Source organism: Kitasatospora sp. NBC_01560 (assembly GCF_045208415.1).
Taxonomy (GTDB): Bacteria; Actinomycetota; Actinomycetes; order Streptomycetales; family Streptomycetaceae; genus Kitasatospora.
The window spans coordinates 8,543,649-8,566,741 of the sequence record NZ_CP109364.1; the positions used below are offsets into that span (position 1 = coordinate 8,543,649).

The following is a 23,093-nucleotide window of genomic DNA, read 5'->3' on the forward strand; positions in this document are numbered from 1 at the left end:
TTCCCTTCAGAGTCGATGATCCAGCGAGAGGTGGTGATCGTGGGTGGCGGTGGCGGTGGCGGTGGCGGTGGCGGTGGCGGTGGCGGTGGCGGTGGCGGCCGCGACGGCGATCGCGAAGCCGCCGTCGTGGCTGATGCTGACGTCGATCGGGCCGAGCCCGGCGTGGCCGGCCAACTCGGCCGCCCCGCCGGAGAGCCGGACCGCCGGTCGGCCGCCGGGGCCGCGCAGGACTTCGATGGCCTGCCAGGGGACGGGCCTCCCGACGGCGCCGAGGAGCTTGAAGACGGCCTCCTTGGCGGCCAGTCGGCCGGCGATCCCGGCCTGGTCGGGGGCGCCGTCCGGGGTCCGGGAGGCGATGATCTCCGCGGGGGAGAGGAACCGTCCGAGCACCGGCCCGATGTCGGGGTCCAGCAGGTCGCGGACCCGGGAGAGCGGCACGAGGTCGATGCCGATCCGGGGTCGGGTCACGACGGGTCGGCGGCGGCGCGGACGGCCGCCAGCGCGGCGTCGAGGTCGGCGTCGAAGTGCTCGGTCAGGACGGCGAGCCAGCGCTCCAGCCCGAAGGCCACGCAGGAGGTGTAGGCGTGCTCGCCGGACTCCAGCCGGATGCCGCACCGCTCGCCGAAGAAGTTGCGGTGGGTGTTGACCGAGGCGATCGCGAGGTCGCCGTACTGGAACTCGTACTTGACCGGGCTGAGCTTCTGGAGCAGGGCGCGCCCGTTGTCGTTGCGGAAGAACGGGTCGCCGGCCGGCACCTTGGCCAGCTCGATCCCGAGCGCGGCGGCGAAGGCCTGGATCCGTTCGGTGGAGCGGGCCAGCACCTGCTGGGTGTGCTGGTGGCTGCCGAGGGCGACGATCTCGCGCATTTGGAAGCTGGCGAGCCGGCGCAGTCCGCCGTAGTGGTCCTCGTTGCGGAAGCAGCGGTTGACGAGGGTCACCAGGGTGTCGTCGGCGACCTCGGCCCCCTCGTGGAACAGGTAGGCGCCGTAGCAGGTGGCGTGCGGCAGTCCGTACCGGGCCTCGGTCACCGCGCCGGGGCCGAACCGTCCTTCGACCGGCTTGAACTGATCGTCCGTCAGGTCGAGCGAACCGGCCACCCAGGCGAGCTGGGGGAAGTTGGTGTAGACGTCGAACTTCTCCAGGTCGGTCACCGGGAAGAGCGGCGGGGCGCTGATCTCCTCGGCGCCGGCCGCGACCCCCCAGCCGGCGAAGACCAGGTCGAGCTCCTTGACCAGCCGGGTGGCCTGCGGTCCGAGGATGGCCAGCGCGGGTGCACCGTCGCTCCCGGTCAGGCGGTTCATCGGACGAGTCCCGTCTTTTCGAGGTACTTGATGGTCTTGCGGAAGGTGCGCTGCTCGGCCGCGGCCCGGGCCGGCGACTCCAGCAGGGAGCGGCGCAGCTCGTGCGGGTGCTCCAGGCCGGCGTCGCGGTAGACCTGCGGGTGGTAGAGCGAGTCGAAGCTGTGCTTCAGGTAGCGGCGCAGGTAGGTGGAGACGTCGGCGAGTTCCTGCTCGGTGGCGGTCTGCTTGAGGTCCTGGTGGAGCAGGTCGACCAGTTCACGGCCGAACGCGATGTGCCGGGACTCGTCCTGGTGGTGGATCCGGTTGATGCCGCGGATCGTCTCGTGCAGCCGCTCGTCCTCGGCCATCGCCGAGTTGAAGTGGTCGACCAGCTCCTCGAAGATCAGGATGCGGGCGAAGACCAGCAGGCTCTGGATCTTGGCCGCGGAGCCGGTCCCCTCCGCGTCGCCGGCCTCCCCGCCGGCCGGCTGCCGGTAGATCTTCCCGCCGTAGCGGAGGCAGAATTCGGCGAAGAACCACATGTGCTCGTTCTCCTCACCGATGAAATGGTGGAAGAACTCCGACGGTGTTTCGAAACCGGCGGTGTGGATCCGGCCGACCACCTCGATGAGCAGTTCCCGAATGCCGTGCACGTTGAGGCTGTAGAAATTGATGCTCTCGTGTTTGGAAAGCCGGTGGAGCTGCTGCGGGGTGAGCCGCTCGGCCCATTCCGTCCCGAACGTGGTGGTGAGCTCGGGGCTCATCCACCACATGTCCTCGGGGAGTCGGTCCGGCCACTCGAACAGCCGGTACGGGTTGTAGTAGTCGTCGATCGACTTGGTGGCGAGTCGGTCCAGGATTCCCCGGAACCGGTCGTTCCGGTCGATCACATCGCTGACCATCGCGATGTCTCCGTTCGCTTCGGGGGGCTCTTTGCTGATTCCAGAGTAGGGAATCGAGCAGGGGTTTATCACCGCCCGAAACCGGCTGCCGAATTCGGTCAGCGGGCTGCCCGGGACGTCACGGCCGGCCGCCGTCGCGGTGTGCGGCGAGTTCCGCGCGCAGGGCGGCGTTCTCCTCCTCCAGCTGTGCGAGGCGGTCGCGGACCGGGGCCAGTGCGTCGGCGAGTTCGGCCTCGCTGAAGCGCGGGGTGATGTGGTTGGGGCAGTTCCAGGCGAAGGCCTCGACCCGGACGGTGACGAGTTGTTCGACCGTCCCGTCGGTGCGCGGGGAGTCCAGCCGCTCGGCGAGCGCCGGGTCCTTGCCGGCCGGGACGACGGTGGCACGGCCGTACAGCTTGAGGCGGGTCCGGCGGCCGTGGTCGATGAAGAAGAGCGCCACCCGGTCGTCGCCGCGCACGTTGCCGGTGGTGATGTACTGCCGGTTGCCGCGGACGTCGAGGTAGCCGAGGGTGCGCTCGTCCAGGACGTGGACGAAGCCCCGCGGGCCGCCGCGGAACTGGATGTACGGCCAGCCGGTCTCGCCCACGCTGGCGAACAGGAAGCCGTCGAGGCTGCGGATGAAGGCGGCCTCCGAGCCGGTGAGCGGCTCGGCCTCCCCGGCGGGCTGCTTGAGCCGGCGGTCGGCCGCCGCCGCGCTGCCCATCTCCTGCTGGACCCGGCGTACCGACGCGGTGTACGCGAGCTGGTCGTAGCGGCTCATGCGGCACTCCTCAGGGCGGGGTCGACGAGGCCGGTCCGGGCGGCCAGCACCCCGGCCTGGAAGCGGCTGGTGGCGGAGAGGTCCTGCATGATCGTGGCGACGTGGCGGCGGAGGGTCCGCTCGGACATGCCCACCCGCCGCGCGATCACCTCGTCCTTGGCGCCGGAGGCCAGCAGGTCGAGCAGGGTGGCCTTGAGGTCCTCCAGCGTCCCGGCGTAGCCGGCCGCGCCGGAGTCGAAGTCGAACGCGGAGTCCCAGACCCGGGCGTGCAGTCCGGCCAGGAAGGCCGCCACGGTGCCGTCGTAGACGACGGCGATCGCGTCGCCCTCGCCGGCCGGGATGAAGGCCGTCTTCCGGTCGAAGACGAGGAAGCGGTCGCGTACTTCGTTGGTGGTGCGCACCTGCCCGCCCGCCGGCAGGAGTTCGCCGATGTGCGCGCGGGTGTCCGAGTCGCCGCGGGCGGTGTGGGGGTAGAGGATCCGTCCCTGCACGCCGCGTCGCAGTGCCTCCAGCACCAGCGGGCGGGCCAGTTGCAGATCGCGGGTCTCGCGGGCCACGCACGGCTGCAGCACCAGGACTTCGCTGGTGCAGCCCTGGGCGGCCTCCAGCAGCCGCAGCTCGATCTCCTCCGGGTCGTCGGTGATCACCACCGGCTCGGCGCGCGTCCTGGCCTGCTTCTCGAACGCCGCCACGAAGGAGCTCAACTGTCCTTTGAATCCGGCGAGTCGGCGGCGGCTGTCGAGGATCTCGCGCTCCAGGGGTACGAGCAGCTCCACCTGTGCGGCCTCGGGGCTGACCGCGACCAGCCGGCCCGTCCCGCCCTCCGCCGGCTTGACCAGGCGCAGTCCGAGCAGCACGCCGACCGCGTGCTCGGCGCGCTGCTGCGGGACGCCCAGCTCCTCGGCGATCCCGGACGGAGTGAAGTCGGCACGCCCGACGGTGCGTTCGTAGAAGGCCACCACGAACTCGTCCACCTCGGCAGTCCGCTCGGATTCCTGACGTAAGGTCTGTGCCGGGGAGTGCATCGTCACCTCGTTCTGATCGCGCGGATGGTGGTGGCAGGACCGACGGGGAGGGGCCCGGAAGGCCCCGCACGGGTGGCGGTGAAGGGCACCGTGAGTCGTGGCAACGTGTCACCTCATGAGTCGGCACAGAGAACATCCTTGCGGTGCGACCACCGTACGTAGCCGGGCTGGTAGGGCACCTACAGGCGGAACAGAGGACCGGAAGCCTCCGGGGAGCCGCCCGCGGCCGGGTGCGGCGGCGCTCACCAGCGGCTTTCCCGGCGGCCGCCCACCGGCCCCCGGGGACCGGCAGAACTCGGGCAACTGCCGGAGCAGTTGTCCTGCCGCCGGGCCGGCGGCAGGAGCGGGCGGCCGTCAGCGGAAACGGACCCGGCCCATCGACCGGGAGAGCCGCAGCGCCTCGCGCCAGTGCTCGAACGCCTCGCTCCGCGCACCGAGGGCCGACTGCGCGTAGCCGAGGGCCAGTTGGCTGCGCGCCTCGCCCGGCCGGTGCCCCGTCCCGCGGTGCAGGGCGAGCGCCTCGTGCCCGATCTCCAGCGCGGCCCGCGACTCGCCCAGCCGTACCCGGACACAGGCCAGCGCGTTGAGCGCACAGCCTTCGAGCATCCGGAACTCCGCCTCGCGGGCGAGCGCCACGGCGCACTCGGCGGTGCGCAGGGCGGCCTGCGGCTCCAGGTACATCTGGACGGTCGCCAGCCCGACGAGCGCGGAGACCTGCGGGAAGCGGTCGTTGACGACCTCGGCGAGGTGGAGCGCCTCCCGGTAGCTGTCGGCCGCCTCGGCGAGGTCGTGGGCGCGCTCCTGCGCGGTGCCCAGGGCGAAGAAGGCGGTGGCCTCCAGCCTCCGGTTGCGCAGCGCCTGCGCGCCGGCGAGCGCCGTGTGGGCCAGCAGCCGCCCGGTGGAGTGGTCGCCCAGGTCGGTGTACGCGCCCGAGAGGCAGCTCAGCGCGACCGTCTCACCGACCTTGTTGCCGCCCCTCAGGTGGACCGGCAGAGTCTCGCCGAGCACCCGGATCGCGTCCTTGGGGCGCCCCAGCGCACGGTGGGCGATCCCCAGGTGGGTCTGCGCGACGGCCTCGCCGCCGGCCGAGTCCTGGTCGCGGAAGAGCCGGGCCGCGAGCGCGAAGTGCTCGGCGGCCTCGTGCAGCCGGCCGAGCTTCCAGCAGATCAGCCCCAGGTCGGTGACGTCGTCGGCCTCGCCCGCCGCGTCGCCGTGCCGGGTGAGTTCACGCGCCCGGGAGAGGTGCTCGTAGGCCGGCCGGACGGCGCCGCTCTCCTGGTGCGCGGCGCCGATGCGGCGCAGCGCCAGCGCCTGCCCGTGGAGCCAGCCGGCCTGCCGCGCGAGCTCCAGTGCGCTGCCGAGCAGGTCCAGCGCCTGCGCGTGGTTGGCCAGGACCTGGTGGCATTCGGCGCGCCGCAACTGGGCGGCGGCCTGGGCCCGCAGGTCCCCGTCGGCGACGGCGGCGAACAGGCCCGCGGTCGCGACCTTGAGGCAGTCGCCGGTGTGCGACCCGGCCGCGAGGTGGCCGTGCAGGCTCTCCGCCAGCCGCCAGGCGGTGGCGGAGAAGCCGGCGCCGGAGGCCTGGAGGACGGCGCCGGCGAGGTTCTCCCGCTCGCTGTCCAGCCATTTCGAGGCCTGCCCGTGGTCCGAGAAGACCAGCGCGGCCGAGGGCGCCGTCCCGGTGGCGGTGTCGGACGTCGGGTCGGAGCCCGGGTCGTCCGGGTGGAGCAGCCGGGCCGCCGCGTCGGAGTGGTAGAGGTACCAGTCGTAGAGCCGCTGCCGGGCGGCCTGCGCCTCCTCCCGGCCGACCAGCTCACGGGCGTAGGAGCGCAGCTGGTCGTGCAGCCCGAACCGGCCGGCCGCCCGTTCCTGCACCAGGTGGGCGTCGGCCAGGCTCAGCAGCAGCCCGGCCGAGTCGGCCGAGGTCGAATCCGCCAGCGCCGCGGCGCCGTCCACGGTGAGGTCCGGTCCGGACATCAGGCCGAGGAGCCGGAACATCCGCCGGGCCGGGGCCGGCAGCGCGTGGTGAGCGAGATCGAGGACGGCCCGCAGCGTCGAGCGGCGGTCCCCGTCGATCCGTGGCCGGCCCGTCCGCTCGTCGCTTGCCAACTCGGCGCAGTAGCCGGCGATCCCGGCGTTGCGGGCGAGCAGGTCGGCGCCGGCGATCCGGATCGCCAGTGGCAGGCCGCCGCACACCCGCACGAGCCGTCGGGCGGCCTCCTCCTCGGCCGCGACCCGGCTCTCGCCGATGGTGCTGCTCAGCAGTTGGCGGGCCTCGTCCTGGTCGAGCACGTCCAGGCTGAGCTGGAGAGCGCCGTCGCCGGCGACCAGCCCGGCGAGCCGGCTGCGGCTGGTGATCACCACCGCGCAGCCCGGGGCGCCGGGGAGGAGCGGCCTGACCTGCTCGGCGTCGCGCGCGTTGTCCAGCACGATCAGCATCTGCTTGTCGGCGAGCAGCGTGCGGTACAGCGCCGCGGCCTCGTCCTCGGCGGTGGGCAGCCGGTCGGGCGGTGTGCCCAGGGCCCGGAGGAACTGCGCCAGGACGTCGCCCGGGCGCAGCGTCGGGAGCGCGGAGTGGCCGCGCAGGTCGACGAAGAGCCGGCCGTCCCGGAAGTGCTCGCGCCGCGCGTGCGCCCAGTGCCTGGCGAGGGCGGTCTTGCCGACCCCGGGCGCGCCGACCACCGCGACCACGGGCGAGCGGCGCGCCGGGTCGGGCGCGACGAGGGCGTCCAGCTCGCGCATCTGCCGGCGCCGCCCGACGTGCGTGCCGGTCCTGACGGGCAGCTGGGCCGGGAGCGGGCCGGTGAGCGTCGTGCGGTCGGCCGGCGCGGCGTGGTACGGGCGCTGTGCGAGGGGCAGTTGCTGGCGCAGTACCCGCAGGTGGGCGTCGCGGACCTCGGCGCTGGGGGCGATGCCGAGCTCCTCGTCGAGCCGGTCCCGCAGCCGGCTGAACACGTTGAGCGCGGCGGCCTGCTCCCCGCAGCTGGCCAGTGTGAGGATCAGCCGGGCGTGCAGGCCCTCGTGCAGCGGTTCGGCCTTGACCATGTCCCACAGCACCGGGACGGCCTCCTCGGGCCGGCGCAGCAGCAGCGCCGTGTCGGCGTGCAGCAGCACCGCCTTGACCCGCCGCTTGTTGGCCGCCACCGCGGCCGGGTGCTGGCGCAGCACCGGGTCCGCGTCCGCGAGCACCGGCCCCCGCCACCACTGGAGGGCCTGCGTCAGCGATTCGTACGCGGCCCCCGGGTCCGGCGTGCGGTGCACGCGCTTCGCCTGGGCCAGCAGCTCGTCGAAGTGGCCGAGGTCGATCTGGTTGCGGGCCGCCTCCAGCAGGTAGCCGGTGGGCGTCCGGACGACGGTCGGCGGCGGGACGGTCCGCGGGCCGCCCGGTTCGAGCAGCTGGCGGACCTGGCTGACGTAGGTGTGGATCAGGCTCTGGCGGGAGCTGGGCGGCCCGGACGGCCAGAGGGTGTCGGTGATCTCCTGCTGGGTGGAGGGCTCGGGGTGCTTGAGGGCGAGCAGCCCGAGCAGGCGGCGCAGCATCGGGCTGGTCACCGGGACGGGCGTCTGGCCGTGCTGGAGGGTGAGCGGGCCGAGGATCAGCAGGCGCGGCCGGCGGCCGGCGCCGCGGGCCGGCCCGGTGCGGGAGGCGGCCAGCAGGTCCGCCAGCTCACCGCCGGTCAGTTCCAGGGCGCCGGCCAGGCGCTGGAGGGTGCGGGACTGCGGCCGCTGGACCCTGCCGCGCTCGATGTCGCGCAGCGCCCGGGTGCTGATCCCGGCCCGTAACGCGGCCAGCTCCTGGCTCAGCCCGGCTCGTCTGCGGAGCGACTGGAGCCGCGGGCCGAACGGTCCGGGCTCGCCCGCCGGATCCCCCTGGGGAAGTCCCGTGGCCGACGTCCGCTCTGACATGGCATCCCCCTCATCCGATGACTGCGACCAGTCGACCGCGACCGGCGGCGGCATTGCGGGCCGTGCCCGGCCGGCTCCGCAGGGGCTCCGACCGACGATCAGTTTGGACTAGACCAATGCGGCAGGCAAGGGACAGTCGGCCCCGCGCCCGCCCGCGGGGCGCGGGCACTCCGCGGCCCGGTCGGAGGGACGGCGGCCCGGCGAATAGGGTGGGTGGGGCCGACGATCACCCGCACCACAGGAGAGCCGATGAGCCCGACCACCGCCCCCGACGCCCTGCTGCCGGTCGGGGTGATCGGCCTCGGCGACATCGCCCGGAAGGCGTATCTGCCGGTCCTCACGGCGCTGCCGGGCCTGGACCTGCGGCTGATGACCAGGGACGGCGCCAAGCTCGCCCGGATCGCCGCCGCGCACCGCGTCGACCCGGACCACTGCCACACCGACCTCGGCGCGCTGATCGGCAGCGGCATCCGGGCCGCCTTCGTGCACGCGGCCACCGACCAGCACGTCCCGATCGTCGAGCAGCTGCTGACCGCCGGTGTCGACGTCTACGTGGACAAGCCGCTCGACCAGACCGTGGACGGCGCCCGGCGGCTGGTGGACCTCGCCGACCGGACCGGCCGCTCCCTGATGGTCGGCTTCAACCGCCGCCACGCCCCCGGCTACGTCCAGGCCAAGGAGCGCCCGCGCGACCTCATCGTCCTCCAGAAGAACCGCGAGGGTCTCCCGGAGGCCGCCCGCAGCCTGGTCTACGACGACTTCATCCACGTCGTCGACACCCTGCGCTTCCTCGCCCCCGGCGAGATCGACCACGTCGACGTCCGCGCCCGCACCCGCGACGGCCTGGTCGAGCACGTCGTCCTCACCCTCGGCGGCGAGGGCTTCACGGCCCTGGGCATCATGAACCGGGTGTCCGGCTCCACGGAGGAGATCCTGGAGGTCTCCGGCGGCGACTCCAAGCGCGCCGTCCACAACCTCGCCGAGGTGATCGACCACCGCGGCCAGCCCACCGTCCGCCGCCGCGGCGACTGGGTCCCGGTGGCCCGCCAGCGCGGCATCGAGCAGGTCGTCCTCGGCTTCCTCGACGCCGTCCGCACCGGAAAGACCCTCGACGCCCACGACGCCCTGCGCACCCACGAGCTCTGCGAACTCATCGTCGAACGCATCGAGGCGGGCTGACCACCCCACCCGGTGCGCCGGGCCCGGCGTCAGGGGGCGATCCGTACGCCCCGCCCGCCCGGGCGCGGACCTCGGCCTGGTCGACCTTGCCCTCCTCGTAGCCGGTGCGTTCGACGAGCCAGACCCGGCCGGAGCCGGAGCCCGCGAACTGGGCGGCCCGGACGAACTGGAGCGCGTGCCCGGCCCGGACCTCCGCCTGGCCGGGCGAGCCGACCAGCACCACCCGGTACGTCCGCCCGGGCGGCAGCTCGGTGGGAGCCCGCAGGCGGTCGGGTGCCTCCTTGGGCTGCTCCTCGCGCTGGAGCGCCGGCCCGCCGAGCCGCTGCTGGAGGACGTGGGTGGCCTCGTGCACGACCAGGGCCCGGCCCCGCCCCGTGAGCGGGGCGAACTCGCCCCGGCGCAGGTGGATGTGCCCGTCGGCCGTGAAGGCCCGGCAGTCGCGACGGGCGGCGAGCCGGTCTGACCGGTCGTCGGCGTGCACCCGCACCTCGTCGAACCGCGGCCCGGCGGCCTCCGGCAGGACGGCGGCGAGCGGCGTACCGCCGGGGCCGGGCACCACGCCCGGGTAGTCCCGCCGGGCGTTCGCGGCGGGCGTTTTGCCGACCCGGTCGGGCACGCGTTGGTGCCGGGCGGCCGCCCGCGCCTCCGTCTCGTCGGCCGACGGTGCGCTCGGGTTCGCATACTCACGGTCCATGGCGGGCCTCCCTGCACCTGGGCCCTCTCGCATGGTGGCACCGGCGCGGATGCCCCGCCGGTCGCGCCGGGGCGGGCGGTGAGGGCCGATCGAATGGCGGTGATCGGCTGATCGAGGGAGTAACCGCCCGCCGCGCCGCCGCCCGCCGACGAGCCGTGCCTATGGTCGCTCGAAGAATTGGTCGGCGGCTGACCCGGAGCGGCGCTCACCGGGCTGGAGAAATGAGGTTTCCATGCCGGTGAATATCACCTATCCAGGTGTCTACATCGAAGAAATCGCGAGTCCGGTCCGGGCCATCACCGGAGTGCCGACCTCGGTCGCGGCCTTCGTCGGCTACGCCCCGCGCGGACCGGTCGACGGACCGGTCCACATCACGTCCTGGGCCGATTACGAGACCACCTTCGGTGGACTCCACCAGGACAGCCCCATGAGCTACGCCGTCTACCAGTTCTATGTCAACGGCGGTGCCGAGGCGGAGATCGTCCGGATCATCGGTTTGTCGGAGGCGCCGTTGTTCGCGATCGGCAGCGGGCCGTCCAAGCCGGACGATCACGATACCCGGCCGGTGCTGAAGCCGATCAGCCCCGGTGTCTGGGGCCAGCACCTGCGCGCGCGGGTCGATCACGACGTCGCGCCCGAGGACGTGGGCAAGCTCTACAACCTGACGGTCTGGGACTCCGAGACCGGGCTGCGGGAGAAGTACCTCAACGTCAGCGCCGACCCGGCGGACTCGCGCTGCCTGCGGAACGCACTGCAAACCTCACGGCTCGTCGTCCTGTCGGCGGACGGGAGCGGGGCCATGCCAGGGGCCAACGCCCCGGCACCGGACCCCGATCCGTTTACTCCTGCCGCCACTCCGCCGACGCCGGCCCCGGCGACCCCGCAGAACGGCGCCGAGCACGACGGCGACGACGGCGCCGGGCATCTGGGCGGCCCTGCGCAGCCGCCGCCGGTCACGTCGCCCGAGTTCACCGCCACCAAGGATGTATTGCCGGACAGCGCCGATTACCTGGGCGTTGCGGCCGAAAAGACAGGCATCTACGCGCTCCTCAAGACCGACATTTTCAACCTGCTCTGCCTGCCCGACGCGCTGAGGGACCAGCCTCTCGTCGACGGAAAGCCTGCCTCGGATGCGGAGCTGCTGACCGCGGCGCTGGTGCTCTGCGTCGACCGGCGGGCGATCCTGCTCGTCGATCCGCCGGCGGCGTGGGACAAGAAGACGATCCCCGAGGTGGCCGCAGCGGCCGCGACCCTGCCGCTCACCGGCCCGTCGGCCCGGAACGCCGCCCTCTACTACCCGAGGGTGCAGGCGCCCGACCGGCTGCGTGGGGGCAGTACGCGTTCGTTCCCGCCGTGCGGAGTGATGGCCGGCGTCCATGCCCGGACTGATGTGAGCCGCGGCGTCTGGAAGGCCGCGGCCGGTACCGACGCGTCGCTGAACGGTGTCACCGGGCTGGATGTACCGATGACGGACCTCGACAACGGCCGGCTCAACCCGCTCGGTGTCAACTGCCTGCGTCAGTTCCCGGCCGTCGGGCCGGTGGCCTGGGGTGCGCGCACCATGCGCGGGGCCGACCAGCTGACCGACGAGTGGAAGTACCTGCCCGTCCGCCGGCTCGCGCTGTTCGTGGAGGAGAGCCTCTTCCGGGGGACGCAGTGGGTGGTGTTCGAGCCCAACGACGAGCCGCTCTGGGCGTCGATCCGGCTGAACGTCGGCGCGTTCATGAACTCGCTCTTCCGGGAGGGCGCGTTCCAGGGGCGCACGCCCAGTGAGGCGTACCTCGTGAAGTGCGACCGGGAGAACAACCCGCAGAACGACATCGACCGTGGGGTCGTCAACGTCCTGGTCGGCTTCGCGCCGCTGAAGCCCGCCGAGTTCGTGATCATCCACATTCAGCAGCTCGCCGGGCAGATCCAGGTCTAGGAGGACGGTCACCGATGCCAGAAATCATTCGACGGGACCCTTTCAAGAACTTCCGGTTCCGGGTCAAGTTCGGCGGATCCACCGAGTACATCGCGGGAATCAGCAAGGTCGGCGGTCTCAAGCGGACCACCGAGGTGATCAAGCACCGGGACGGCGGCAATCCGGGGACGAGTCACAAGCTGCCCGGCCGGACGGAGTACGAGGCCATCACGCTGGAGCGCGGCTGCACGATCGACACGGCCTTCGAGGAGTGGGCCAACCGGGTGTGGAGCCTGCGCAATTCGGCAGGCGGCCTGGAGACCTCGCTCAAGGACTTCCGCCGGGATCTCGTCATCGACGTCTTCGACGAGTCGGGGCAGCAGGTGCTCTCCTACTCCGTCCACGACGCCTGGGTGTCGGAGTACCAGGCCCTGCCGGATCTCGACGCCAATGCCAACGCCGTCGCCTTCGAGCACATCAAGCTCGAACACCACGGCTGGGTCAGGGAGCGGACCAACCCGCCGCAGCTGTCGCAGTTCAGCGATACGGCCTCGGGATGACGGGCCGGTGACACCGGAGCTGACGGAGGCGGGCCTGCTGGACACCTGGGAGACGGGGCAGCGGCAGGGCGCCCGCGCGCGGGCCCTGCTGCTCGCCGCGGCGGGGGCCGGTCCGGTCGCCGACCTCACGCTGCCCGATTCCACGCCGCCCGATCTCACGCTGGCCGGCCTCCACGCGCTCCTGCTGGATCTGCGGGTGAGCGCGTTCGGAGCCACGTTCCCGTGCACCACGGACTGTCCCGGTTGCGGCGAACAGCTCGACGTCACCGTCGAAGCGGACGAGCTCCGACCGCCCGCACACCGTGCCGTCCCGGGCGCGCGCCCGGCCACCGGCAGCCTGAGTGCCGCGGGCCACGAGGTCCGCTACCGCCCGCTCACCGTGCGGGATCTGCTCGACGTCGACCCCGCTGCGCCCGACGCGCGCCGCGCCCTGCTCACCCGGTGTCTGCTGGCCGTCGAACCGGCCACGGAGACGGTGCCCGACGCCGTGCTCGACGCGGTGGCCGGGCAGCTCGCCGACCTCGACCCCGGAGCCGACACCGCCGTGGCGCTCACCTGTCCGCACTGCGGCCGTACCTGGACGGCGGCGCTCGACATCGCCGAACACCTCTGGGCCGAGGTCGAGCGCTACGCCAGACGCCTGCTGCACGACGTGGCCACGCTCGCCCGGGCGTACGGCTGGACGGAGTCGGAGGTGCTCGCGGTCAGTCCGGCGCGGCGGCGCATCTACCTGGAGACGGCGGTCCGATGAACGACTTCGTCGGCCGGTTGCTGGGGGAGGCCGGACCACGGCTGCGGCCCCTGCTGCCGACCCTGTTCGACCCGGGCGCCCCCGCCCCGTGGACGCCGGACGGCGTGGTCGACGACCTGTCACCGCGGCCGCTGCCCGCGGAACAGGGGACGGCGTCGCCGCCCGGCGCGCCCGCGGCACAGCCGTTGTCGCAGTCGCACCAGCACCAGCGTCAGCGGACGGGCGGCGGGCACGACCTGCCACAGCGATCGGCCCCGACCCCGGCACCGGTCCTGACGACGGAGGCTCCATCGTCGCCGGTCCGGGCGGTGGGCGGGGTGGACGCCGACCGCCTGCCCCACCGTGTTGAGCTGCACCGTGCTGAGCCGCACCGTGTCGAGTCGGACAGCGTCGAGCCGCATCGACCCACCGCCGACGGGGTCCGGGCCGGAGCGGGGTACGGCGGAGCAGGGCGTGCTGGAGCGGGGCGTGCCGGCAGGCCCGGGCGGGTGCCCGAGGGCACCTCGGGGAGTGCCCTGCCGGTCTCGGCACCACCCGCCGCCGACACTCCCGCGCCGCCCGTCCGCGATGCTCCTGCCCCGCCCGCCGCGGGCCCCGGCCGGTCGGCCGTCGAGGCCACGGCCGCTCGACGCGCGTCCCGGAACATGTCCCGTCCCGTGCCCGGGCCGGCGCCCCTTGCACCGCCGCCCGCCCTCCCCTTGTCCGCCGGCCCCCCGTCCGCCGGCCCCTCCCGCCCCGCCGCTCCGGCGGGCGGCCCGCCGAGGCCTGCCGAAGCACTGCCGCAGCCGAACGCCGAGCGTGGCCGACCGGGCTCGCCGGCGGCTGCCCGGCAGCCCGGCCCGGGCCCGGCCTCGTACGCCGTGCGCCCGCCGTCCGCCGAGCCCCGTACGGGCGGCGCGGCCCCCGTCGAGGGCCGGACGGCCGCTTCGGCGCCGGTGCCCGAGACGATCGTCCGGGTCACCATCGACCGGCTGGAGGTCCGGGCGGCCCCGCCGGCCGCGGCACCCGTCGCCACGCGCCGCACCGTGCGGCAGCCTGCACTCAGCCTCGACGACTACCTCCGGAGGCGGACGTGAGCGACGCCTTCGCGGTCGCCGCCGTGACGGACACGCTGCGCGCGATCCTGCAGCGCGCGGTGGGCTCCCTGGTGCCGGGCGCCACCGTCACCGCACGCCCGCCGGACGAGGTCGCGGCCGAGCGCCCCGACGCCGCGCTCAACGTCTTCCTCTATCGCACGACCATCGACGGCACGATGCGCAACCTCGACCCGGAGGGCACCCGGCCGGGGGAGACCCGCCCGCCGGCGCTGCCGCTGGTGCTGCACTACCTGCTCACCCCGTACACGAGCGGCGAGGCCCAGGACTCGGCGGCGCACCGCATCCTCGGTGCGGCGATGGCGACCCTGAACGACCACCCCGAGCTGCGGCCCGCCGACCTCCGCTCCGCCGCCCCGTTCAGCGACCTCCACCTGCAGACCGAGCGCGTCCGGCTCACCCCGGTCGGGCTGGGGACGGAGGACATCTCCAAGCTGTGGACGGCCTTCCAGAGCCAGTACCGCACGTCGGCCGCCTACGAGGCCCGGATCGTGCTGCTCGACAGCGCCGATCCCGGCCGCGCGCCGCTGCCGGTGGTGCGCCGCGGCGACGAGGGCCACGGTCCGTCGGCCGCCCTGGGCACCGCCGGCCGGCAGCCCGTGCTGGGCTCGGTCACCCCGGCCGTGGCGCTGCCGGGCAAGCCGATCGTGCTCAGCGGCAGCGGGCTCGACGACGGGACGCCGATCCTGCGGCTCGCCAACCCACGGCTCGGCGGCCCGGTCGAGCGGCCCGCGCAGAGCGACGGCGGTGGCGGGCTGAGCGCCACCCTCCCCGGCGACATCGCCGCCGGCGCCTGGTCGGCGACGGTCCTGCTGGAGGCCGCCGACGGCACCCGGCGGGCCAGCACGGCGGTGCCGTTGGGCATCGCGCCGCGGATCACCGGTGGCCTGCCGATGGCGGCGGCCCGGGACGCCGCCGGCACCGTCGAGCTCCGGGTCTCCTGTGCGCCGAAGGTGCAGCCGGGCCAGCAGGTGCTGCTGCTGGTCGGGGACGCGCCGGTGCCCCCCGAGCCGTTCCAGGCACCGACCGGGAAGCTGGTGTTCCGGCTGGCGAAGGCCCGGCCCGGCCGGTACGCCCTGCGGCTGCGGGTCGACGGCGTCGACAGCCTGCTGTTCGACCCCGAGGCCGAGCAACCGGAGTTCGACCAGGCCGCGGCGGTGGTGGTGACGTGACGACCACCCCCGCACCGGAGCCCGACGCCCGGCCGGACGACGGCGACGGCGAGGCCCCGCCGGCCGCGCCGGGCCGGGAGGCCGAGCACCCGTCGGCCACCACGCCGTCGACGGTGTCGGCAGAGGCATGGGAGGCGGCGAACAGCCGCTACCTGACCGCCGCACTCGGCTGGCTCCGGCTGCTCCTCCGCCGTCACGCCGACACCCCGGCGGCGCCCGCCGGCCCGGGCCGGCCGGCCGCGAAGGCCGCGAAGGCCGCCGAGCAGCCCGTGACCGAAGCCCGGTTGGCGACCGCCGAGGAGGAGATGGCGCAGGCGGGCGCGGTCGACCCGCCGCCCGCCCTGATCAGCCTCGCCCGCCTGCTCGGGCTCTCCGCGTTCGAGCGGAACACGCTGCTGCTCTGCACCGCCCCGGCACTCGACCCGGGCATCGCCGAGTTGTACGCCCGGGCCCAGGGAGCCGCCCGGACGGCCGACCCGACATTCGCCCTGGCACTCTCGCTCTTCCCCGAGCCCGCCTGGGACGTGCTCTCCCCCTACCGCGGGCTGCGCTGGTGGCAGCTGGTCGAGATCGGCCGGTCGGCCGGACAGACCCTGGTGAGCAGCCCCCTGCGGGCCGACGAGCGGATCGTCGACCATCTGAAGGGGCTCGACTACCTCGACGAACGTCTGGAGCCGCGGGTGACGCCCGTGGCGCCGCCGACCGGCGGGGCCGGGCCGTCGGGGGCCCGGCACGCGGCGGTCGCCCGGATCGCCGCGCACTGGCCCGGGGGCCCCGAGCTGCCCGACCGGCGGCCGCCGGTGGTCCAACTGCTCGGCGCCGACCGGGAGAGCAAGCGTGCGGTGGCCGCGCAGTGCGCCGCCGAGGCGGGCCTGCTGCTGCACCGGCTGCCGGTGGGCCTGATCCCGGGGACGGCGGTCGAACTCGACACCGTCGCCCGGCTCTGGCAGCGCGAGGCCCGGCTGCTGCCGCTCGCCCTCTACCTCGACGCGGACGACGACGGGATCGGCGACGGGACGGGTGGCCCGGGCGAGGCCGGGCCGGGCGACGAACGCGACGAGACGCGCCGGATCGGCCGCTTCCTGGAGCGCAGCGGCGGGCCGTGCTTCCTGGCCACCCGGGAGAGCCGGCCCGGCGTGCCCGCGCCGACGGTGGCGGTGGACGTCGAGCCGCCGTCCGCCGCCGAACGGGCCCGGGCGTGGGCGCCGGCGTTCGAGCCGGCCGACGCGGACCGGCTGGCCGGCCAGTTCGCCCTGGACCTCGGCGCGATCGAGGAGATCGCCGCCGCGACGGCCGGCGACCCGGCGGCCGCCTGGCAGGGCTGCCTGGCCCGGACCAGGCCGCGCCTCGGGGCGCTGGCCCAGCGGCTGGAGCCCCGGGTCGGCTGGGACGACATCGTGCTGCCCGCCCAGGAGTTGGGGCTGATCCGGCAGATCGCCGACCAGGTGGCGCAGCGCGGGACGGTCTACCAGAACTGGGGCTTCGGCGACCGCGTCACCCGTGGGCTGGGCATCAGCGCCCTGTTCACCGGGCCCAGTGGCACGGGTAAGACCATGGCGGCCGAGGTGCTCGCCCGGCACCTGGGCGTCGACCTCTACCGCGTCGACCTCTCGGCGGCGGTCAGCAAGTACATCGGCGAGACCGAGAAGAACCTGCGGCGGCTGTTCGACGCGGCCGAGCCGGGCGGCACCATCCTGTTCTTCGACGAGGCCGACGCGCTCTTCGGCAAGCGCAGCCAGGTGCGGGACTCCCACGACCGCTACGCCAACATCGAGGTCAGCTACCTGCTCCAGCGGATGGAGGCGTACCAGGGGCTGGCGATCCTCGCGACCAACCTGCGCCGCTCGCTGGACACGGCGTTCCTGCGGCGGCTGCGGTTCGTCGTCCCGTTCGCCTTTCCCGGTGCCGGCGAGCGCCGCGCGATGTGGGCGCGGGCCTTCCCGGCGGGCGCCCCGGTCGGCCCGCTCGACCTGGAGCGGCTCGCGGCGCTGCCGCTGAGCGGCGGGATGATCCGCAACACCGCGGTCAACGCGGCCTTCGCCGCCGCGTCGGCGGGGACCCCGATCGGCATGGCAGCCGTCCTCGCGGCGGCCCGGGCCGAGCTGCACAAGGCGGAGATGCCGGCGGCCGAGAGCGACTTCGTCTGGGACGACCGGACGGAGACGGCGGTATGAGGATCGAGCTGCGGATCGGCAGGCTGGTGCTGGACGGCGTCGCTCCCGGCGCCGCGCCGGCGCTGCGGGAGGCGCTGGAGCGTGAGCTCGCCGCCCTGCTGACCGCCGATCCGCCCAGCCGGGACGGGGACCACCGCGTCCGCCACGCCGTCACCCCCGCCGTGGCCGCCGATCCAGACCCCGCCGCCTTCGGCCGGGCCGTCGCCCGCGCCGTGCACCGCAGCCTGCACCCGGCCCGGGGAGTGCGCCGATGACCCGGCGGGTGGCACCGACACGGACCACGGCCCGGGCGGACGGTCCGGTCCGGGCTCCTGCACGGGTGCCGGACCTGGGCGCGGGTGCGGGCACGGCTGCGGAGGACGCGGCTCGGGTGCGGGAGGAGCCGGGCCCCGCGGCCGAGGCTCCCGACGCCGACGGACGCGGATTCGTCGGGGTGCCGGCGCACACCGCGGGACCACCTCCGCCCGGGCCCGGCCTCCCACCGCTGGTGGCGGCCGCCGTCCGTCGGCCGGGAACGCCGCTGCCACCGGCGCTGCGCGCTGCGGCCGAGCAGCGGTTCGGCCACGACTTCGGCAGGGTCCGGCTGCACACGGACGGTCCGGCGGCGACGGCGGCCGACGGCCTCGGCGCGCAGGCGTTCACGGTCGGTCCCCACATCGCCTTCGCGCCGCGGCGGTTCTCGCCCAGTTCGCCGGAGAGCGCGCGCCTGCTGACCCACGAACTGGTGCATGTCGTCCAGCAGGAGCTGGGTGCGGCGGGCGTCCCGTCCGGTCCGGGCCCGGAGGCGGAGGCGTCGGCGCTCGCCGACGACCCGGGCGCGCCGGTCACCGTCCGCTCGGGCGTCCCGGTGGGGGTGCACTGCGCGCCCGCCGCAGAGGCGGGCCCCAAGCCCGGCTCGGGGGCCTGGCTCGCATCGCAACGCATCTCCATGGTCACGTCCGACCGGGCGACGCACTGGGCGTCGGAGGAGGAGCGTCGGCGGACGATCCGGGACTACCTCCGCTACGCGGGTACCCGTCCGGAGCTGCGTGCCCAGTACGAGGAGGCCGTCGCCGCCTACCCCGACCTCGCCGGGGACGGCGGCGCGCCCGTGCCCGCGGCCGCAGGCGCGCCGCCACCGCCCGTGCCCGTGCCCGTCGCCCCGGCAGCGGGCTCCGCACCGGGGCCCCGGGGCCGGACCGCCGCTCCGACGCCGACGGCGGCGCCGGTGGTCGCCGCGGCGGCGGGTACCGGGGCGAGGGTGCCCCCGGGCATGAGCCTGCACGAGGTGCTGGAGGCGGACACCCACGCCTTCTACTACGCGGGCGCCTACCAGCCGCAGGTCAAGCAGCAGGGCGTCGACCTGGTGCTCGGGAACGCCGCGCCCACGGTGACCCAGGGCACCGGAGCGGGTGGGCGGGCCGAGGTCACCGAGGAGGTGGTCGGCGGCACCTGGATCCAGATCAAGCGGCTCAAACAGCTGGACGACATGAGCCCCGAGGCACTCAAGGCCCGGGTGGCGGCCAACGTGACGGAGGCCGCCAAGGGGTTCGAAGGCATCGGTGCCGGTCTGACCAGCGAGTCCGACTTCCGCAAGGGGGCGGGCGGAGCCTGGACGAAGTCGGTCCTGCGCCGCCCGGACGTCCTGCTGATCCACGTCGAGGTCCCCGGCATGTTCCGGATGAGCCCCCCGGAGCAGGGGGCGCTGCAGGAGGCCGGTGAGGCGGCGCTGCGCAACTCGTTCTTCCGCCTGCGGCACCTGAACCTCCTGAAGGTCCCCGTCCGGGTCGTGGTCGTCGGGGCCGCGCCGTCCCGTGTCGGCGGTGCGCTCCGCGCGGCCGGCTCACTGGCCAAGGGGCTCGGCCCCGGCCTGCTGCGGTTGATGTCGTCGAGTGCGTTCCGCGGCCTGCTGCTGGGGCTGGAGGCCGTGGACGCCTACATGGCGTTCGAGAAGACCCTGACCGAGGCCGAGCGGGCCGCCAAGGGCGGGCCCTTCGTCCTCACCGAGGAGACGGAGCAGGCCAGGACCGTCGCGGACGGGGCGGCCCGGGGGCGTGTCGAGGCCGAGAGCTACAGCACCCGGCTGAACGGGCTCCAGGCCCAGCTCGAACAGACCCTCGGCGAGCCGGACACCGCGCGCGCGGCCATGTTCTCGCTGTTCTCGGTGTGGACCAGGCTGGACTCCGCAAGGGACGGGCTGACCGAGCGCATCACGCAGTTGGAGGCCACCCGCACCAGGGCCGCCACCCGCCGGCGGGCGGCAGAGGCGATCCTGACGACGAAGGGCCTGCCCGGTCTGCGGAGCGGGCCCATCCCGATCGAGGTCACCGCCTTCCAGGTGTGGACCGATCTCGAACACGTCATCAACCACCTGGACCGCGCGATCGCCGACGCCCGGGCCACCGTGGCGACGATCCAACGCGACGCCGCGTACGCGAAGGACTGGGTCCACCGGCTCCGGCTCTGGGTGAGCACGGTCGACGCCGGCGGCGCACCGGGTGCACCGGGTGCACCGGGTGCGGCGAACCCGGGCGGCGGCGCGCCCGCGCCACCGGACCGGGGGACGGACCGGTGACCCCGACGGTCCGGCCCGGCCGCGGGCCCGGGCCCCGCTCCGCGCGTGGCGGCCGCCGCGCCCGCATTCGTGTGATCCGTCTGCAAGGGAGGTGACCGGTGGCACCCACGTCCGAGCCGCTGCGTGGTGGGTTCGTCCTGCTCGATCCCGAGCAGGGGAGGGTCCTGCGGGTCGTGCCGTTCCAGTACAACCCCGACACGCTCACCCGGACGTTGCAGCCGCAGGGGGTCGGGGGCGGGGCGGGGGACCGGCTCGAAGCGCTGCGCCTCAAGGGGCCGCCGCACGAGACGTTCAAGTTCGACGCCGAGTTCGACGCGGCCGACCAGCTCGGCAGCGGCGGCCTGCCCAACCCGACGGTCGGCGTCGGCCTGTTCGGAGTGCTGTCGGCGCTGGAGACGGCCGTGTACCCGAGCAGTGCGCAGCTGCTCCACGAGAACGGGCTGGCGGGCAACGGGATGCTGGAGATCGCGCCGGAGGAGGCGCCGCTGACCCTGCTGGTGCTGGGTGCGCGGCGGGTGGTGCCGGTGCGGATCACGGACCTCAGCGTCACCGAGGAGGCCTACGACGGGGATCTCAACCCGGTCAGGGCCAAGGTCGCCCTGACCGTCCGGACCCTCACCGTCGACGACGTCGGCTTCACGCACAAGGCCGGGGCGCTCTACCTGCGCTACCAGCAGGACAAGGAGCGGCTCGCCGGGTTGCCGGTGAGCAATCCGGCCGCGGTCGGATTCACCGGGATCTGAGCCCGGACTCCCGGCACCCGGGACACCAGGACGGAACGAGACGGCCCCGAGAGAGGCGAGGATGTTCGAACCCACCAGCAGGTACCAGGGCCTCCCCACGGCCACCTGGACGTCGCCGGAGGGACGGATCGTCACCTACGTGCGGCGGCGCTTCCTGCCGCAGCCGGACGAACTGGCTCTCGTCGGCGAGCAGGTCGTCCGGCCCGGCGACCGGCTCGACCGGATCGCCGCGCGGCAGTACGGCGACCCCGAGCAGGCCTGGCGGATCGCCGACGCCAACCGGGCGATGTGGCCGGCGGACGTCGTGGAGGTGCCCGGGAGGCGGCTGCGGATCACCCTGCCGTTCGGCCTGCCCGGACCGTCCGGGGGAGCGGGCCCGCAGTGATCCGGAGCCTCCAGCTGATGCTGCTGATCGGGAAGATCCTGCCGATCCCCGCGCCGGCCGTGCTCGTCGACGCCCTGCAGTCGGCGCAGGTCACCAATTCCGCCAGTGGGGCGAGCGGCTTCCAGCTGACCTTCGCCGCGGGGCGGAGCGCGACGGTGATCCAGGCGTTGCTGGCCGCCGGCGGGCTCGACCCGGGGATCCGCGTGGTGCTGACGGCGGTGGTCGGCGGGTTCCCGAGCGTGCTCATGGACGGCCTGATCACTCGTCAGGAGCTGGTGCCCGGGAAGGACCCTGGCACCAGCACGCTCACCCTCACCGGCGAGGACCTCACTCTGCTGATGGACCTGAGACACCGGGAACGCTGCTACCCGGGACTGCCGCACAACCTGCGGGTGATGCTGATCTGCGCCGGTTACGCGGAGTACGGCATCATCCCGCTGGCCGTCCCCCCGGTGATCCCCGACCTGCCGAACCCCGCGGTCGAGATCCCCGTCCAGTCGAGCAGCGATCTCGCGTACCTGCGCTCCATGGCCGCCGACGTGGGATACACCTTCTTCATCGAGCCGGGGCCCGTGCCCGGGGTCAACCTCGCCTACTGGGGGCCGCACGTGCGCGCCGGGCTGCTCCAGCCGGCGCTCACCGTGGACAGCGGCACCGCCACCAACGTCGAGTCGCTCAGCTTCGCCTACGACGGCCTCTCCCGCACCCAGTACACCATCAGACTGACCGAGCCCCTCACCAAGCTCAGCATCCCGGTGCCGATCCCGGACATCAGCCTGTTGCGTCCGCCGCTCGCGCTGCGGCCCGCCGTGGCCCTGCGCGAGGAACCGCTGCCGGACCAGACCGGGCGCTCCCTGGTCGAGACCCTGCTGTTCGGCCTGGGCCGGAGCGCCGAATCGGCCGATGCCGTCACCGGCCAGGGCAGTCTCGACGTGCTGCGCTACGGCCACGTGCTCCGGGCCCGCCACCTCGTCGGCGTGCGCGGGGCCGGCCTCGCCTACGACGGCATCTACTACGTGAACAGCGTCACGCACCACATCAAACGTGGCGAGTACAAGCAGGACTTCACGCTCTCCCGGGACGGCCTCGTCCCGATCACACCGGTGGTGATCCCGTGACAGCCCAGACTGCCAAGGACAAGAAGAGGCACGGCCTGTACCAGGGCATCGTGGTGTCCAACGTGGACACCTCCAACATGGGCCGCCTGTTGGTCCGGGTGCCCGATGTCCTCGGCGACGACCCCTGTATCTGGGCGGCGCCGCTGTCGCCCGTGGCGGGCACGGCCAGCGGCATGTACGTGGTGCCGCTGCCCAACTCCGGTGTGTGGGTGCAGTTCCTGGACGGCGACCCGAACCGGGCGGTCTGGGTCGGGTTCTGGCGCGGCGGTGCCGGCGAGGTGCCCCCGGCCGCCCTGGCCACCCCGCCGGGCACCCCGCAGATCGTGCTCGCGACGCCCTCCCAGAACGCGTTGGTGATCAGCGACCTGCCCGGACCGACAGGCGGCATCACGCTGCAACTCCACGGCGCGGCCGGACCGTTCATCAACGTCAACGAGGCCTACATCGAGATCTCGTGCGGCCCGGGCCTGGCCAGCATCATGCTCACCGGCACCCAGGTGATCGTCAACCACGGCGCCCTGATGGTGCAGTGAGGAGAACGCGATGCCCGGACTGATGCTGCACTTCGGGGCCGTGATGATGTGCGCGCACCCGCCGGGCCTGGTGAACATGCCCGCGCCCTCGCAGGTGAGGGTACTGGTCGGCGCCCAGCCCGTCGCCACCGTCGCGGACCGCCTGCTCGTCGCGGGCTGCGCACTGACAGCGGCCGGCACCCCCTGCGCCACCGTCACCTGGCTGATGACCTCCACCCGGGTGTTCGTCAACGGCCTGCCCGTCCTGCTCCAACCCACTCCGCCCCCGAGCCCCGGTATCGCCGTCGCCGTCGGGAGCCCGCCACCCAACCCGCCCATGGTCCAGTTCATGCAGACCCGGGTGCTGGGGATGTGAGGACG

At 74.1% G+C, this 23,093-nt stretch carries 21 protein-coding genes; 14 read left to right on the forward strand and 7 right to left on the reverse strand.

Annotation, left to right across the window (positions count from 1 at the left end):
* Window positions 1-6: 6 nt before the first annotated feature.
* The 6 genes from OH807_RS36550 to OH807_RS36575 all read right to left on the reverse strand — a co-directional run bounded on the left by OH807_RS36550 (window position 7) and on the right by OH807_RS36575 (window position 7,873).
* Window positions 7-468 (reverse strand): holo-ACP synthase, encoded by a 462-nt coding sequence (locus OH807_RS36550; RefSeq protein WP_406208257.1) that lies wholly within the window; start codon window positions 466-468, stop codon window positions 7-9.
* Entirely contained in the window at window positions 465-1,301 is an 837-nt protein-coding gene (locus OH807_RS36555) for a hypothetical protein (protein WP_406208260.1), read from the reverse strand. The genes OH807_RS36550 and OH807_RS36555 overlap by 4 nt, the downstream gene beginning before the upstream one ends.
* On the reverse strand, window positions 1,298-2,182 hold the full coding sequence (locus OH807_RS36560) for a diiron oxygenase (protein ID WP_406208263.1): 885 nt from the start codon (window positions 2,180-2,182) through the stop codon (window positions 1,298-1,300). Before OH807_RS36560 ends, OH807_RS36555 begins: the two co-directional genes overlap by 4 nt.
* Before the next feature lie 118 nt (window positions 2,183-2,300).
* Window positions 2,301-2,942, reverse strand: a complete 642-nt coding sequence (locus tag OH807_RS36565; RefSeq protein WP_406208266.1) for a pyridoxamine 5'-phosphate oxidase family protein — start codon at window positions 2,940-2,942, stop codon at window positions 2,301-2,303.
* Entirely contained in the window at window positions 2,939-3,967 is a 1,029-nt protein-coding gene (locus tag OH807_RS36570; protein ID WP_406211378.1) for a LuxR C-terminal-related transcriptional regulator, read from the reverse strand. Before OH807_RS36570 ends, OH807_RS36565 begins: the two co-directional genes overlap by 4 nt.
* Before the next feature lie 354 nt (window positions 3,968-4,321).
* Entirely contained in the window at window positions 4,322-7,873 is a 3,552-nt protein-coding gene (locus tag OH807_RS36575) for a BTAD domain-containing putative transcriptional regulator (protein ID WP_406208268.1), read from the reverse strand.
* 279 nt (window positions 7,874-8,152) lie between these two features.
* On the opposite strand from OH807_RS36575, the gene OH807_RS36580 reads away from it, so the two are divergent.
* Window positions 8,153-9,052, forward strand: a complete 900-nt coding sequence (locus tag OH807_RS36580) for a Gfo/Idh/MocA family protein (protein ID WP_406211380.1) — start codon at window positions 8,153-8,155, stop codon at window positions 9,050-9,052.
* Here OH807_RS36580 and OH807_RS36585 read toward each other — a convergent pair.
* On the reverse strand, window positions 9,024-9,746 hold the full coding sequence (locus OH807_RS36585; protein WP_406208270.1) for a DUF4157 domain-containing protein: 723 nt from the start codon (window positions 9,744-9,746) through the stop codon (window positions 9,024-9,026). The genes OH807_RS36580 and OH807_RS36585 overlap by 29 nt on opposite strands.
* 232 nt (window positions 9,747-9,978) lie before the next feature.
* On the opposite strand from OH807_RS36585, the gene OH807_RS36590 reads away from it, so the two are divergent.
* From OH807_RS36590 to OH807_RS36650, 13 genes are all read left to right on the forward strand, one after another.
* Window positions 9,979-11,670: a phage tail sheath family protein gene (locus OH807_RS36590; protein ID WP_406208273.1), complete on the forward strand. Its 1,692-nt coding sequence runs from the start codon at window positions 9,979-9,981 to the stop codon at window positions 11,668-11,670.
* 14 nt (window positions 11,671-11,684) lie between these two features.
* Window positions 11,685-12,209: a phage tail protein gene (locus OH807_RS36595; protein WP_406208276.1), complete on the forward strand. Its 525-nt coding sequence runs from the start codon at window positions 11,685-11,687 to the stop codon at window positions 12,207-12,209.
* A 7-nt stretch (window positions 12,210-12,216) separates the two neighbouring features.
* Window positions 12,217-12,960: a hypothetical protein gene (locus OH807_RS36600; RefSeq protein WP_406208278.1), complete on the forward strand. Its 744-nt coding sequence runs from the start codon at window positions 12,217-12,219 to the stop codon at window positions 12,958-12,960.
* Between the two features lie 860 nt (window positions 12,961-13,820).
* Window positions 13,821-14,036 (forward strand): hypothetical protein, encoded by a 216-nt coding sequence (locus tag OH807_RS36605; protein WP_406208281.1) that lies wholly within the window; start codon window positions 13,821-13,823, stop codon window positions 14,034-14,036.
* Window positions 14,033-15,226 (forward strand): DUF4255 domain-containing protein, encoded by a 1,194-nt coding sequence (locus OH807_RS36610; protein WP_406208284.1) that lies wholly within the window; start codon window positions 14,033-14,035, stop codon window positions 15,224-15,226. The genes OH807_RS36605 and OH807_RS36610 overlap by 4 nt, the downstream gene beginning before the upstream one ends.
* On the forward strand, window positions 15,223-17,400 hold the full coding sequence (locus OH807_RS36615) for an ATP-binding protein (RefSeq protein WP_406208287.1): 2,178 nt from the start codon (window positions 15,223-15,225) through the stop codon (window positions 17,398-17,400). Before OH807_RS36610 ends, OH807_RS36615 begins: the two co-directional genes overlap by 4 nt.
* Window positions 17,397-17,654: a hypothetical protein gene (locus tag OH807_RS36620; RefSeq protein WP_406208290.1), complete on the forward strand. Its 258-nt coding sequence runs from the start codon at window positions 17,397-17,399 to the stop codon at window positions 17,652-17,654. The genes OH807_RS36615 and OH807_RS36620 overlap by 4 nt, the downstream gene beginning before the upstream one ends.
* 116 nt (window positions 17,655-17,770) lie before the next feature.
* Window positions 17,771-19,954, forward strand: a complete 2,184-nt coding sequence (locus OH807_RS36625; protein WP_406208293.1) for a DUF4157 domain-containing protein — start codon at window positions 17,771-17,773, stop codon at window positions 19,952-19,954.
* 98 nt (window positions 19,955-20,052) lie between these two features.
* Window positions 20,053-20,697, forward strand: a complete 645-nt coding sequence (locus OH807_RS36630; RefSeq protein WP_406208297.1) for a hypothetical protein — start codon at window positions 20,053-20,055, stop codon at window positions 20,695-20,697.
* A 61-nt stretch (window positions 20,698-20,758) separates the two neighbouring features.
* Window positions 20,759-21,082 (forward strand): LysM domain-containing protein, encoded by a 324-nt coding sequence (locus OH807_RS36635; protein ID WP_406208300.1) that lies wholly within the window; start codon window positions 20,759-20,761, stop codon window positions 21,080-21,082.
* Window positions 21,079-22,200 carry a hypothetical protein gene (locus tag OH807_RS36640; protein ID WP_406208302.1) on the forward strand — a complete coding sequence of 374 codons (1,122 nt, stop codon included), beginning with the start codon at window positions 21,079-21,081 and terminating at the stop codon, window positions 22,198-22,200. The genes OH807_RS36635 and OH807_RS36640 overlap by 4 nt, the downstream gene beginning before the upstream one ends.
* Complete coding sequence (locus OH807_RS36645; RefSeq protein WP_406208305.1) at window positions 22,197-22,733, forward strand: phage baseplate assembly protein V; 537 nt, start codon at window positions 22,197-22,199, stop codon at window positions 22,731-22,733. Before OH807_RS36640 ends, OH807_RS36645 begins: the two co-directional genes overlap by 4 nt.
* 10 nt (window positions 22,734-22,743) lie before the next feature.
* A complete protein-coding gene (locus OH807_RS36650; RefSeq protein ID WP_406208307.1) occupies window positions 22,744-23,088 on the forward strand; it encodes a hypothetical protein in 345 nt (114 codons plus the stop codon).
* Window positions 23,089-23,093: the final 5 nt, after the last annotated feature.

Bases quoted from the DNA above. Each gene is read 5' to 3' on its own strand.
- OH807_RS36555 (WP_406208260.1), bottom strand. From the start codon at position 1,301: ATGAACCGCCTGACCGGGAGCGACGGTGCACCCGCGCTGGCCATCCTC.
- OH807_RS36560 (WP_406208263.1), bottom strand. From the start codon at position 2,182: ATGGTCAGCGATGTGATCGACCGGAACGACCGGTTCCGGGGAATCCTG.
- OH807_RS36565 (WP_406208266.1), bottom strand. From the start codon at position 2,942: ATGAGCCGCTACGACCAGCTCGCGTACACCGCGTCGGTACGCCGGGTC.
- OH807_RS36570 (WP_406211378.1), bottom strand. From the start codon at position 3,967: ATGCACTCCCCGGCACAGACCTTACGTCAGGAATCCGAGCGGACTGCC.
- OH807_RS36575 (WP_406208268.1), bottom strand. From the start codon at position 7,873: ATGTCAGAGCGGACGTCGGCCACGGGACTTCCCCAGGGGGATCCGGCG.
- OH807_RS36585 (WP_406208270.1), bottom strand. From the start codon at position 9,746: ATGGACCGTGAGTATGCGAACCCGAGCGCACCGTCGGCCGACGAGACG.
- OH807_RS36590 (WP_406208273.1), top strand. From the start codon at position 9,979: ATGCCGGTGAATATCACCTATCCAGGTGTCTACATCGAAGAAATCGCG.
- OH807_RS36595 (WP_406208276.1), top strand. From the start codon at position 11,685: ATGCCAGAAATCATTCGACGGGACCCTTTCAAGAACTTCCGGTTCCGG.
- OH807_RS36620 (WP_406208290.1), top strand. From the start codon at position 17,397: ATGAGGATCGAGCTGCGGATCGGCAGGCTGGTGCTGGACGGCGTCGCT.
- OH807_RS36635 (WP_406208300.1), top strand. From the start codon at position 20,759: ATGTTCGAACCCACCAGCAGGTACCAGGGCCTCCCCACGGCCACCTGG.
- OH807_RS36650 (WP_406208307.1), top strand. From the start codon at position 22,744: ATGCCCGGACTGATGCTGCACTTCGGGGCCGTGATGATGTGCGCGCAC.